The sequence below is a fragment of the Streptomyces sp. NBC_01788 genome (assembly GCF_035917575.1).
Lineage (GTDB): Bacteria > Actinomycetota > Actinomycetes > Streptomycetales > Streptomycetaceae > Streptomyces.
The window spans coordinates 5,648,440-5,660,838 of record NZ_CP109090.1 but is presented as its reverse complement, the minus strand read 5'-3'; the positions used below and the strand labels follow the sequence as shown (position 1 = coordinate 5,660,838).

10 protein-coding genes are annotated in these 12,399 nt (G+C 69.8%); 2 read left to right on the top strand and 8 right to left on the bottom strand.

Features of this window, described 5'->3' with window-relative positions; genetic code table 11:
* Window positions 1–38 precede the first annotated feature (38 nt).
* On the top strand, window positions 39–1,373 hold the full coding sequence (gene gabT, locus OIE49_RS25745; protein ID WP_100571684.1) for a 4-aminobutyrate--2-oxoglutarate transaminase: 1,335 nt from the start codon (window positions 39–41) through the stop codon (window positions 1,371–1,373).
* A gap of 431 nt (window positions 1,374–1,804) precedes the next feature.
* Entirely contained in the window at window positions 1,805–2,557 is a 753-nt protein-coding gene (locus tag OIE49_RS25740; RefSeq protein WP_326804325.1) for a phosphatase PAP2 family protein, read from the top strand.
* Here OIE49_RS25740 and OIE49_RS25735 read toward each other — a convergent pair.
* The 8 genes from OIE49_RS25735 to OIE49_RS25700 form a co-directional block, all read right to left on the bottom strand.
* Window positions 2,481–2,936, bottom strand: a complete 456-nt coding sequence (locus OIE49_RS25735) for a hypothetical protein (RefSeq protein ID WP_326804324.1) — start codon at window positions 2,934–2,936, stop codon at window positions 2,481–2,483. The two genes, OIE49_RS25740 and OIE49_RS25735, sit on opposite strands and share 77 nt — an antisense overlap.
* A gap of 117 nt (window positions 2,937–3,053) precedes the next feature.
* Window positions 3,054–4,898, bottom strand: a complete 1,845-nt coding sequence (locus OIE49_RS25730; RefSeq protein ID WP_401790802.1) for a chitinase — start codon at window positions 4,896–4,898, stop codon at window positions 3,054–3,056.
* Window positions 4,899–5,124: 226 nt separating this feature from the next.
* Window positions 5,125–6,552, bottom strand: coding sequence for an NAD(P)/FAD-dependent oxidoreductase (locus tag OIE49_RS25725; protein ID WP_326804322.1), 1,428 nt, complete (start codon window positions 6,550–6,552; stop codon window positions 5,125–5,127).
* A gap of 49 nt (window positions 6,553–6,601) precedes the next feature.
* Window positions 6,602–7,402 (bottom strand): ABC transporter permease, encoded by an 801-nt coding sequence (locus tag OIE49_RS25720; RefSeq protein ID WP_100571689.1) that lies wholly within the window; start codon window positions 7,400–7,402, stop codon window positions 6,602–6,604.
* Entirely contained in the window at window positions 7,403–8,326 is a 924-nt protein-coding gene (locus OIE49_RS25715) for an ABC transporter permease (protein WP_326804321.1), read from the bottom strand.
* Window positions 8,326–9,480, bottom strand: a complete 1,155-nt coding sequence (locus OIE49_RS25710) for an ABC transporter ATP-binding protein (RefSeq protein ID WP_326804320.1) — start codon at window positions 9,478–9,480, stop codon at window positions 8,326–8,328. Before OIE49_RS25710 ends, OIE49_RS25715 begins: the two co-directional genes overlap by 1 nt.
* Before the next feature lie 5 nt (window positions 9,481–9,485).
* Entirely contained in the window at window positions 9,486–10,733 is a 1,248-nt protein-coding gene (locus OIE49_RS25705) for a polyamine ABC transporter substrate-binding protein (protein WP_326804319.1), read from the bottom strand.
* Window positions 10,734–10,783: 50 nt separating this feature from the next.
* Window positions 10,784–12,316, bottom strand: a complete 1,533-nt coding sequence (locus OIE49_RS25700) for a gamma-aminobutyraldehyde dehydrogenase (RefSeq protein ID WP_326804318.1) — start codon at window positions 12,314–12,316, stop codon at window positions 10,784–10,786.
* Window positions 12,317–12,399: the final 83 nt, after the last annotated feature.

Here is a 12,399-nt window from a genome sequence, read left to right as displayed (position 1 = left end):
AAACGCCGCCGTACGCAAGATCTCATCAGGGAGCCCCCATGACCGCACTTGAGCAGGAGCGCCGCGTCGTCACCGCCATCCCCGGCCCGAAGTCGCAGGAGCTGCAGGCCCGCCGGACCGCAGTGGTCGCGCAGGGCGTCGGCTCCACGCTGCCGGTCTTCGTCACGCGTGCCGGCGGCGGCATCATCGAGGACGTCGACGGCAACCGCCTCATCGACTTCGGCTCCGGCATCGCGGTGACCTCGGTCGGCGCCTCCGCCGAGGCCGTCGTACGCCGTGCCTCCGCGCAGCTCGCCGACTTCACCCACACCTGTTTCATGGTCACGCCGTACGAGGGCTACGTGGCCGTCGCCGAGGCGCTGGCCGAGCTCACGCCGGGTGACCACGCCAAGAAGTCCGCGCTGTTCAACTCGGGCGCCGAGGCCGTCGAGAACGCCGTCAAGATCGCCCGCGCCTACACCAAGCGCCAGGCCGTCGTCGTCTTCGACCACGGCTACCACGGCCGCACCAACCTCACCATGGCGCTGACCGCGAAGAACATGCCGTACAAGCACGGCTTCGGCCCCTTCGCGCCCGAGGTCTACCGTGTGCCGGTGGCCTACGGCTACCGCTGGCCGACCGGCCCGGAGAACGCCGGCCCCGAAGCCGCCAAGCAGGCCATCGACCAGATCACCAAGCAGGTCGGCGCGGACAACGTGGCCGCGATCATCATCGAGCCGCTGCTCGGCGAGGGCGGCTTCATCGAGCCGGCCAAGGGCTTCCTGCCCGCGATCCGCCAGTTCGCCGCCGACAACGGCATCGTCTTCGTCGCCGACGAGATCCAGGCCGGCTTCTGCCGCACCGGCCAGTGGTTCGCCTGCGAGGACGAGGGCATCGTCCCGGACCTGATCACCACCGCCAAGGGCATCGCCGGCGGTCTGCCGCTGGCCGCCGTCACCGGCCGCGCCGAGATCATGGACGCCGCGCACGCGGGCGGCCTCGGCGGCACCTACGGCGGCAACCCGGTGGCCTGCGCGGGCGCGCTCGGCGCGATCGAGACCATGAAGGAGCTCGACCTCAACGCCAGGGCGAAGCGGATCGAGGAGGTCATGAAGGCCCGCCTCACCGCGATGCAGGACAAGTTCGACATCATCGGCGACGTCCGCGGCCGCGGCGCGATGATCGCGATCGAGCTGGTCAAGGACCGTGACACCAAGGAGCCGAACCCGGAGGCGACGGCCGCGCTCACCAAGGCCTGCCACGCCGAGGGCCTGCTGGTGCTGAGCTGCGGCACCTACGGCAACGTGCTGCGCTTCCTGCCCCCGCTCGTCATCGACGAGTCCCTGCTGAACGAGGGCCTCGACATCATCGAGCAGGCGTTCGCGCGCATCTGAGCGTCGGATACGCACGCCTGGCGCAGCCGGCGGCAGAGCGTGTGAAGAAGGTGTGCGAGGTGGATGGCAGGACCCCGTTCTTGCTGTCCCCCGCCCACCGGCTGCCGTAAGTTCTTCCCGGATGAGAGATACACCCGTCCACAGGGGACTGTGGACGGCCTCAGGCCGTAGCCTCCCCAGCTTCGACCTGGTCGTGCCTCGCGCACACACCCGGAACCCACGGGTTCCGGTTCTCCTCAATGATCGGACAGTCGCCCGCCCCAAACCCCCCGGGGCGCGCGGCCTTCCGTTCCGGACGGTCGCAGACAGATGGGCCGGCCGTCTCCGTCGGGCCGGCGCACATCCCCCCTTGCGCCGGCCCTTCGGCGTACGCGGCTCCGCCGCCCCGCCGGGTTGAAGGCAGGCCGGCTGGACCTGCGATCCTGTGCGCCGTGTCGACTTCGCGGAACCAGGACCTCGAGCGTGCGCCCGCCCGGCGGGACGCACGGCGCTCCGGACCGGAGCAGCCAGGGCGGGTCCTCTTCGTTCTCGTCGTCCTCGTCGGGTTCTCGGCCGCGGTCTTCGCGCTGATCACCTGGCAGGTCGTCGCCCACGGCCCGCTCCTGCGCACGGACCGGGCGGTCAGTCGTGTTCTGCTCCATCCGGACCGGGTTTCCGCACTGCTCGCCGATCTCGGCAACGCGCAGGTCGCCGTGCCGGTTCTCGTGGCCGTGGGCGGGTACAGCGCCTGGCGGGGCCGCGCCGCCGGCGCGGGGCGCTGGTGGCTGGTGCCCCTCGCGGCGGCCGTGCCGATGGCCCTTCTCCCGGCGCTCGTCGTGCCGTTGAAGGCCTGGACGGCCCGCCCCGGCACCGCGGTCATGCCGCCGGGTACCGGCTACTTCCCGTCGGGGCACGCGGCCACCGCCGCCGTCGCCTACGGTGCCGCGGCGCTCGTGCTTCTGACCTGGCTGCGCACGGCCGCCGCCCGCCGGACCGTTGTCGCGCTGTTCGCCGCGCTCGTGTCCGGCGCCTCCTTCGGGCTCGTGCGGCGGGGCTACCACTGGCCACTGGATGTCGTGGCGAGTTGGTGCCTGGCGGTCGTGCTGCTCTCCGCGCTGTGGCTGCTGATCAGCGGCCTTCCTCCTCGAGGGCCACGGCCGCGGCCGCCTCGTGCATCGCCAGCTCCAGCAGCGCCGGATCGGTGAGGGTGCCCGAGCCGTCCGGTGTGACCAGCCAGCGCAGCCTGCCGGTGACGCGTCCCGGGTAGGGGACGACGATCCAGGTGCCGAGCCCGGCGCTGCGGATACCGGTGCCGAGCCAGCGGGCCGCGGTGCCGGGCGGCACGAAGAAGCCCAGGCGCTCGTCCCCGAAGTCGGCCAGCACCGGCCCCGGCCGGTCGAGGAAGCGGGTCAGGACGTCCAGTGTCGGGTAGCCGAGCGCCCCGGGCAGGATCAGGACGTCCCAGGCCTTGCCCGCGGGCAGCAGGGCGACCCCCCGCGGGTTGCGTTCCCACTCCCAGCGGCAGGCCTCCGGGTCCGGCGCGACCGATGCCAGCCAGGCGACCTCCGTTTTCCCCCCAGTCATGAGAAGACCTCCCTCTCTTTCTCGTGGACGCGGGCCGCGTCACGAGGGAGAGAGGGAGGTCGCCCATCAGGCATTACGCGGGTTACCGTCCCTCGATGGAGTGAACCGGCTCACAGGTCAGCGGCCGCGGCCGAAGTAGGCGTCGAAGGTGTTCTGGAACTGCCAGTTCCCGAACCGGTCCCAGTTGACCGACCACGTCATCAGGCCGCGCAGGGCCGGCCAGGTCCCATGGGTGGTGTACGAGCCGCAGTTCGTCTTCCTGGTCAGGCAGTCCAGGGCCTTGGTGACCTCGGACGGGGCGACGTAGCCGTTGCCCGCGTTGACGGACGCCGGCATGCCGATGGCGACCTGGTCGGGGCGCAGCGGCGGGAAGACGTTCGACGCGTCACCGGCCACCGGGAAGCCGGTCAGCAGCATGTCGGTCATGGCGATGTGGAAGTCCGCGCCGCCCATGGAGTGGTACTGGCCGTCCAGACCCATGATGGGTCCCGAGTTGTAGTCCTGGACGTGGAGCAGGGTCAGGGCGTCGCGCAGGGCGTGGATCACCGGGAGGTAGGCGCCGCACCTCGGGTCCTGGCCGCCCCACTTGCCCGTGCCGTAGTACTGGTGGCCCATCTGCACGAAGAAGGTCTCCGGGGCCATGGTCAGGACGAACTTGGCGCCGTACTTCGCCTTCAGGGTCTTCAGGGCCGAGATCAGGTTGACGACCACGGGGGTGGTCGGGTTCCTGAAGTCCGTGTCGTTCGCGTTGAGGGACAGGGAGTGGCCCTCGAAGTCGATGTCGAGACCGTCGAGGCCGTAGGTGTCGATGATCTTCGAGACGGACGAGACGAACGTGTCCCTGGCCGCCGTCGTGGTCAGCTGCACCTGGCCGTTCTGGCCGCCGATGGAGATCAGGACCTTCTTGCCTGCCGCCTGCTTGGCCTTGATGGCCGCCTTGAACTCGGCGTCGCTCTCGACGTTCGGGCACTCGGTGACCGGGCAGCGGTTGAAGCGGATGTCGCCCGAGGTGACCGACGTCGGCTCGCCGAAGGCCAGGTCGATGACGTCCCAGCTGTTGGGCACGTCGGCCATGCGGGTGTAGCCGGAGCCGTTGGCGAAGCTCGCGTGCAGATAGCCGACCAGGGCGTGCGCCGGGAGGCCGTCCGTGCCGCCGCCCGGGCCGCCCGCGTCCGCGGCCGTCTTCGCCGTCACCGTCGCCGACTTCGCGGACTCGCCCGCCGAGTTCACCGCCGCGACCTGGAAGCCGTACGAGGTCGAGGGCGTCAGGCCGGTGATCGTGGCGGACGTGCCGGTGACCGTCTGGGCCTTCGTGCCGTCGCGGTAGACCGCGTAGCCGGTGGCGTCGGCGACCGGGGACCAGGACAGGGCCACGCTGGTCGAGGTGACAGTGCCCGTCTTCAGGCCGGACGGCGCGGCGGGCGGCTGCTGGCCGGTGCTCCCGCCCGGTCCGGTGAGCGAGAGGTCGTCGGCGTAGTAGGCGCCCGTGCCGTACCAGCCGTGGGTGTAGACCGTGACCTTGGTGGTCTGCGCGCCGGTGCGGAAGGCGGTGGTGAGCTGCTGCCAGTCGGGGGCGGACTGGGTCCAGGTGGAGACGTCGGTGGTGCCGGTGCCGCTCGCGCCCAGGTAGACGTAGGAGCCGCGGACGTAACCGGTCAGCGTGTACTGGGAGTTCGGCTGGACCGACACCGTCTGTGCGCACTGGGCGTTGTCGCTGCCGGCCGGGGTCGCCTGGAGCGCCGAACTGCCGCTGCGGACAGGTGACTTCACCGTGGTCCCGGAGGATCCTGAACAGGTCCAGCCGTCGAGGCCGGCCTCGAAGCCGCCGTTGCGCAGGACGTCCGCGTCGGCCGCTCGCGCGGTCGTCGTGAGCGCGGTGACGCCGGGCAGGGCGAGGAGGGTGGCCGTCAGCGCGGCGAGCACTCGGCGCTTGGCCGGTCCGGCTGGACCGGCCGGTCTCAGTATGTCGCGATCCACAACTGCCTCCGGACATGGGGGGATTGGGGAGGGTGGAGCGCGCCCAATTTGGTCCAGACCAATTCGGTTGTCAAGACCTGTGGCGTCGGCGGGCATGAGAAGACCTCCCTCTCCCGTGGACGCGTGGCGCGTCGTGGGGGAAAGGGAGGTCTCCTCTCAGGCCTCGGGCTCGGGGTCCGAGCCTCAGGTCTCAGGTCTCAGGCCTCGGGTCTCAGCTGTCGAAGCCCAGCCCGAGGCGGTCCATCGTCCGCAGCCACAGGTTGCGCCGGCCCCCGTGCTCGTCGGCGCGGGCCAGGGACCACTTGGTGAGCGCGATGCCGGTCCAGGCGAACGGCTCGGGCGGGAACGGCAGCGGCTTCTTGCGGACCATCTCCAGCTCGGTGCGCTCGGTCCGCTCACCCGCCAGCAGGTCGAGCATCACCTCGGCGCCGAAGCGGGTCGCGCCCACGCCGAGGCCCGTGTAGCCGGCCGCGTAGGCGACCTTCCCCTGGTGGGCGGTGCCGAAGAACGCCGAGAAGCGCGAGCAGGTATCGATCGCCCCGCCCCAGGCGTGGGTGAAGCGGACGCCCTCGAGCTGCGGGAAGCAGGTGAAGAAGTGGCCGGCCAGCTTGGCGTAGGTCTCGGGACGGTCGTCGTACTCCGCGCGCACCCGGCCGCCGTACGGGTAGATCGCGTCGTAGCCGCCCCACAGGATGCGGTTGTCGGCCGACAGCCGGAAATAGTGGAACTGGTTCGCCTCGTCCCCGAGTCCCTGGCGGTTCTTCCAGCCGATCGACGCCATCCGCTCGGCGCTGAGCGGCTCGGTCATCAGGGCGTAGTCGTAGACCGGGACGGTGTACGAGCGCACCCGCTTGACCAGGCTGGGGAAGACGTTGGTGCCGAGCGCGACGCGGCGGGCCCTGATCCGGCCGTAGGGCGTGCGTACGGACATCCCGGCGCCGTACGGCCTCAGCGTCAGGGCGGGGGTGCGCTCGTAGACGCGCACGCCGAGGCGCACGCACGCCTGCTTGAGGCCCCAGGCGAGCTTGGCCGGGTGAAGCATGGCGACGCCCCGGCGGTCCCACAGGCCGGCCTCGAAAGTCGGCGAGGCGACCTGCTCGCGCACCGCGTCACGGTCGAGGAACTCATGGCCCTCGGCCAGGCCCTGCTCCCGCATCTGGGCGTACCAGTCCTTCAGTTCCCTGGCCTGGTACGGCTCGGTGGCGACGTCGAGTTCGCCGGTGCGCTCGAACTCGCAGTCGATGGAGTGGCGGGCGACCGTCTCCTCGATGGCGTCGAGGTTGCGGGCGCCCAGCTCCTCCAGCTTGTGGATCTCCTCCGGCCAGCGGGCCAGTCCGTTGGCCAGTCCGTGCGTGAGGGAGGCGGCGCAGAAGCCGCCGTTGCGGCCGGAGGCGGCCCAGCCCACCTCGCGGCCCTCCACCAGCACCACGTCCGTGTCGGGGTCGCGCTCCTTGGCGATCAGCGCGGTCCACAGTCCGCTGTAACCACCCCCGACCACCAGCAGGTCGCAGGTCTCGGCACCGGTCAGCGCCGGCTCCGGGCGGGGCCTGCCGGGGTCGTCCAGCCAGTACGGGACCGGCTGGGCCTCGGAGAGGGATGTGGTCCAGTCGTTTTCACGGCTCATGGCGCTACGGGCCATGATTTCAACTCCCTACAGAGTCAATTTCGTTGGTGCGGTGGGGCGGGTGTCAGGCCTTCTGCCTGGCCCGGCGGTTGCCGATGGCCATGGAGACCAGGACCAGCAGCACGGCGATGACGAACATGGCCGTACCGATGACGTTGATCTGGACAGGTGTGCCGCGCTGTGCCGAACCCCAGACGAACATCGGGAAGGTCACGGTCGAGCCCGCGTTGAAGTTCGTGATGATGAAGTCGTCGAACGACAAGGCGAAGGCGAGCATCGCGCCCGCGGCGATACCGGGGGCCGCGATCGGCAGGGTGACCCGGAGGAAGGTCTGCACCGGTCCGGCGTACAGGTCCTGCGCGGCCTGCTCCAGCCTCGGGTCCATCGACATCACGCGCGCCTTGACGGCGACGACGACGAAGCTGAGACAGAACATGATGTGCGAGATCAGGATGGTCCAGAAGCCGAGCTGCGCACCCATGTTGAGGAACAGGGTGAGCAGCGAGGCCGCCATGACCACCTCGGGCATCGCCATCGGCAGGAAGATCAGCGAGCTCACGGTGCCCCGCGCGCGGAAGCGGTAGCGGACCAGCGCGAAGGCGATCATCGTGCCGAGGGCGGTGGCGCCGATCGTGGCCCAGACGGCGATCTGGAGGCTGATCGACAGTGATCCGCACATGTCGGCGACACCGCACGGGTCCTTCCAGGCGTCCATGGAGAACGCCTGCCACTGGTAGTTGAAGCGGCCCTTCGGCTTGTTGAAGGAGAAGACCGTGACGATGACGTTCGGCAGGAGCAGGTATCCGAGCGTCAGCAGTCCGGCGAGGACGACGAGGTGGCGCTTGAGCCAGTTGACGAAGGCCATTTAAACCAGATCCTCCGTGCCGGACTTGCGGATGTAAATGGTGATCATGGCGAGGATCGCGGCCATGAGGATGAAGGACAGGGCCGCCGCCGTCGGATAGTCCAGGATCCTCAGGAACTGCGTCTGGATGACGTTGCCGACCATGCGGGTGTCGGTGGAGCCGAGCAGGTCCGCGTTGACGTAGTCGCCGGCCGCCGGGATGAAGGTCAGCAGCGTGCCGGAGACCACGCCCGGCATCGACAGCGGGAAGGTGACCTTGCGGAAGGTGGTGAACGGCCGGGCGTACAGGTCGCCCGCCGCCTCGTGCAGCCGCCCGTCGATGCGCTCCAGCGAGGTGTAGAGCGGCAGGATCATGAACGGCAGGAAGTTGTACGTCAGACCGCACACCACCGCCATCGGGGTGGCGAGCACCCGGTCGCCGGCGGTCCAGCCGAGCCAGTTGGTGACGTCCAGGACGTGCAGCGCGTTGAGGGCGCCCACGACCGGGCCGCCGTCGGCGAGGATCGTCTTCCAGGCCAGGGTCCGGATCAGGAAGCTGGTGAAGAACGGCGCGATCACCAGGATCATGATCAGGTTGCGCCAGCGGCCCGCGCGGAAGGCGATGAGATACGCCAGCGGGTAGCCGAGCAACAGGCACAGGATCGTCGCGGAGGCCGCGTACAGGACCGAGCGGACGAACTGCGGCCAGTACTGGGACAGCGCGTCCCAGTAGGTCGCGAAGTGCCAGGTGACCTCGTAGCCGTGCTCCAGGGAGCCGGTCTGCACGGAGGTGGACGCCTGGTAGATCATCGGCAGCGCGAAGAAGACGACCAGCCACAGGATGCCGGGCAGCAGCAGCCAGTACGGCGTGAGGCGGCCCCGCCTGCGCGGCGGTCTCGTCTGCTGGGCGGCGGGCGGCGAGGGCGCCTCGGTGACGGCGGCCATCAGGCTGCGTCCTCCTCGACACTCTCGACGCCGGCGTCGATGTCCTGAGCCGCGTCCAGGCCGAACGTGTGGGCCGGGTTCCAGTGCAGGACGACCTCGGCGCCGGGCACCAGGCGGGCGTCGCGGTCGATGTTCTGGGCGTAGACCTCGAAACCGGGGCAGACGGGGCTGTCGATCACGTACTGCGTGGAGACGCCGATGAAGCTCGACTCGGAGATCCGGCCGGTGATGCGGTTGCGGCCGTCGGATATCTCGCCCGCGTCGTCGGCGTGGGTCAGCGAGATCTTCTCCGGGCGGACACCCACGAGCACCTTGCCGCCGGTCGCCGCCGGGGCGGAACATCGTGCCTGGGGCAGGGCCAGCTTGCCGCCGCCCGCCTTCAGGACGACGTCGCCGCCGCTGCTGGAGTCGACCTCGGCCTCGATCAGGTTGGAGGTGCCGAGGAAGTTCGCGACGAACGTGGTCTGCGGGTTCTCGTAGAGGTCGGTGGGCGCGCCGAGCTGCTCCACCCGTCCGCCGTTCATCACGGCGACCGTGTCGGCCATGGTCATGGCCTCCTCCTGGTCGTGCGTGACGTGGATGAAGGTGATGCCGACCTCGGTCTGGATGCGCTTGAGCTCCAGCTGCATCTGCCGGCGCAGCTTCAGGTCCAGGGCGCCGAGCGGCTCGTCCAGCAGCAGCACCTTGGGGTGGTTGATCAGCGCGCGGGCGACCGCGACGCGCTGCTGCTGGCCGCCGGAGAGCTGGTGCGGCTTCTTGCGTGCCTGCTCGCCCAGCTGCACCAGGTCGAGCATCTCCTCGACCTGCTTCTTCACCGACTTGATGCCGCGCCGGCGCAGACCGAAGGCGACGTTCTCGAAGATGTCGAGGTGCGGGAAGAGGGCGTAGGACTGGAAGACCGTGTTCACCGGGCGTTTGTACGGCGGCAGGTGCGTCACGTCCTGGTCGCCGAGGTGCACGGTGCCCTGCGTGGGCTCCTCCAGACCGGCGATCATGCGCAGGGTGGTGGTCTTGCCGCAGCCGGAGGCACCGAGCAGGGCGAAGAAGGACCCCTGCGGCACGGTCAGGTCCAGCGGGTGTACGGCGGTGAAAGCGCCGTAGCGCTTGCCGATCTGGGAGAGGCGGACGTCGCCGCTGTTGTCTTTCGTCGTCATTCTCGTCACGCCCCTGTGAGCTTCGCGAACTTCGCTTCGTAGGCCGCCTCTTCCTTGTCGCTCAAGGCGCGGAAGGAGTGGGCCTTGGCCACCATGTCCTTGGTGGGGATGATCAGCGGGTTCTCCGCCGCCGCCTTGTCGATCTTGGCCAGTTCCTCCTTCGCCCCGTCGACGGGGCTCATGAAGGCGACGTAGGCGGAGAGCTGAGCGGCCTGCCTCGGCTGGAAGTAGAAGTCGATCAGCCGCTCGGCGTTGGCCTTGTGCCGGGCCTTGTTCGGGATCAGCAGGTTGTCGGTGGACGTGAGCCAGCCGGCGTCCGGGATGACGTAGTCGACGTCGGCGCTGTCCTCCTGGAGCTGGACGATGTCCCCGCCCCAGGCGACGCAGGCGGCGATGTCGCCCTTGGTCAGGTCGGAGGTGTAGTCGTTGCCGGTGAAGCGCCGGATCTGCCCCTTGTCGACGGCCTTCTGGAGGCGGGCGATCGCCGCGTCGAAGTCGTCGTCGGTGAACTTGGCCGGGTCCTTGCCCATGTCGAGCAGGGTCATGCCCATGGTGTCCCGCATCTCGGACAGGAACGAGACCCGGCCCTTGAGCTTGGGGTTGTCCAGCAGGTCGGAGACCGACTTGACCTCGATGCCGTCGAGCGCCTTCTTGTTGTAGGCGACGACGGTCGACACACCCTGCCACGCGTAGGAGTAGGCGCGCCCCGGGTCCCAGTCCGGACTGCGGTACTGCTCGGACAGGTTGGCGAAGGCGTGCGGCAGGTTCGCCGAGTCCAGCTTCTGCACCCAGCCCAGGCGGATCAGCCGCGCGGCCAGCCAGTCGGTGACGACGATGAGGTCGCGGCCGGTGTCCTGGCCGGCGGCGAGCTGCGGCTTGACCTTCCCGAAGAACTCGTTGTTGTCGTTGACGTCCTCGGTGTACTTGACCTTGATGCCGGTCTGCCGGGTGAACTCGTCGAGCGTGGGGTGCTGCTTGCCGCTCTTGTCCACGTCGATGTACACGGGCCAGTTGGAGAAGTTCACGACCTTCTCCTTGGCCGAGTGATCCTCGGCGGAGGTGCCGCCCTGTGCCTGGCCGGCCGGGGGGATCCCGCAGGCGCTCAGCGCCCCGAGTCCCCCGACCGTGAGCGCGCCGCCCGCTGAGGCGCGCAGCAGCGAACGGCGGCTGAAAGCGGCCCTGCCGTTGCGGAAGCTGCGCCGCACGGCGGCCAACTGGGCCGGGGTGAGGCGGTCGGGCTCGTACTGCTCCATGCGCGTGGTGCCCTTTCGGGAAGGTGGCCTGAATCGAGGCCTGGTCGTTGCTATCGGTCCCCGAAGATCGTGCGGTGCCAGTCCTTGCGGGCCACCGCCGTGTTGTCGAACATGACGTGCTTGATCTGCGTGTATTCCTCGAACGAGTACGAGGACATGTCCTTGCCGAAGCCGGACTGCTTATAACCGCCGTGCGGCATCTCGCTGATGATCGGAATGTGGTCGTTGACCCATACGCACCCCGCCTTGATCTCCCGCGTCGCGCGGTTGGCCCGGTAGACGTCCCGGCTCCACGCCGAGGCCGCCAGACCGTACGGAGTGTCGTTGGCCAGACGGATCCCCTCATCATCACTGTCGAACGGCAGTACGACCAGTACCGGACCGAAGATCTCCGACTGGACGATCTCGCTGTCCTGCGCCGCGTCCGCGACGAGAGTGGGGCGATAGTACGCCCCGGCCTCGAGGGCGCCCCGGGGAGCCTCACCGCCGGTGACCACGCGCGCGTAGGCACGCGCCCGGTCGACGAAACCGGCGACGCGGTCGCGCTGGACGTGCGAGATCAGCGGGCCGAGGTCGGTGCCGGCGGCGAACGGGTCGCCCAGCCGGACGGTCTCCATCAGGGCGGCCGTCCGCGCGACGAACTCCTCGTACAGGGGACGCTGCACGTATACGCGCGTGGCGGCCGTGCAGTCCTGCCCGGTGTTGATGAGCGCGCCCGCGACCGCTCCGTTGACAGCGGCCTCCAGGTCGGCGTCGTCGAAGACCACGAAGGGCGCCTTGCCGCCGAGTTCCAGGTGCAGGCGCTTGACGGTCGCCGTGGCGATCTCGGCGACCCGCTTGCCGACGGCGGTGGAGCCGGTGAAGGACGTCATGGCCACGTCCGGGTGGCCGATCAGGTGCTCGCCCGCCACCCTGCCGGTGCCGGTGACGATGTTGATCACGCCGTCCGGGATTCCCGCGTCGGTGGCGGCCTGGGCGAACATCAGCGAGGTCAGCGGGGTCAGCTCGGCGGGCTTGAGCACGATGGTGTTGCCCGCGGCGACGGCCGGGAGGATCTTCCAGGCGGCCATCTGGAGCGGGTAGTTCCAGGGCGCGATGGAGCCGACGACACCGATGGGCTCACGGCGCACGTAGGACGTGTGGTCGCCGGAGAACTCGCCGGCCGCCTGACCCTGGAGGTGCCGGGCGGCGCCCGCGAAGAAGGCGGCGTTGTCGATCGTGCCCGGCACGTCGAACTCGCGGGTCAGCTTCAGCGGCTTGCCGCACTGGAGAGACTCGGCGCGGGCGAAGTCCTCCGCCCGGTCGGCGAGCACGGCCGCGAAGCGGTGCAGCGCGTCCGAGCGGTCGCCGGGCGTGGCGCCCGCCCAGCCCGGGAACGCCTCGCGCGCGGCGGCCACCGCGGCGTCGACGTCCTCGGGGCCGGCCAGCTCGTAGGTGAAGACCTCGTCGCCGGTGGCAGGGTCGACGACCGCGTGGCTGCTGCCCGAGGTGCCCTTGGTCAGCCGGCCGGAGATGTACTGCGCGCCGTCCGCGAAGCGGTCCTGCGCCGGGAATCGGTCCGGGGTTGTGCCCGGGTTGTACATGTCGCTCTCCTCCGGCGTCGCTCCTCGGTCGCCGAGGGCGGGTGGCGTAGCTCCAGCTCGATTTGAGTGCCGATCCTGGCAGA

Coding starts and splice junctions, on each gene's coding strand:
- OIE49_RS25735 (WP_326804324.1), bottom strand. CDS start 2,936: ATGACTGGGGGGAAAACGGAGGTCGCCTGGCTGGCATCGGTCGCGCCG.
- OIE49_RS25720 (WP_100571689.1), bottom strand. CDS start 7,402: ATGGCCTTCGTCAACTGGCTCAAGCGCCACCTCGTCGTCCTCGCCGGA.
- OIE49_RS25700 (WP_326804318.1), bottom strand. CDS start 12,316: ATGTACAACCCGGGCACAACCCCGGACCGATTCCCGGCGCAGGACCGC.
- OIE49_RS25715 (WP_326804321.1), bottom strand. CDS start 8,326: ATGGCCGCCGTCACCGAGGCGCCCTCGCCGCCCGCCGCCCAGCAGACG.
- OIE49_RS25725 (WP_326804322.1), bottom strand. CDS start 6,552: ATGGCCCGTAGCGCCATGAGCCGTGAAAACGACTGGACCACATCCCTC.
- OIE49_RS25710 (WP_326804320.1), bottom strand. CDS start 9,480: ATGACGACGAAAGACAACAGCGGCGACGTCCGCCTCTCCCAGATCGGC.
- gabT (WP_100571684.1), top strand. CDS start 39: ATGACCGCACTTGAGCAGGAGCGCCGCGTCGTCACCGCCATCCCCGGC.
- OIE49_RS25705 (WP_326804319.1), bottom strand. CDS start 10,733: ATGGAGCAGTACGAGCCCGACCGCCTCACCCCGGCCCAGTTGGCCGCC.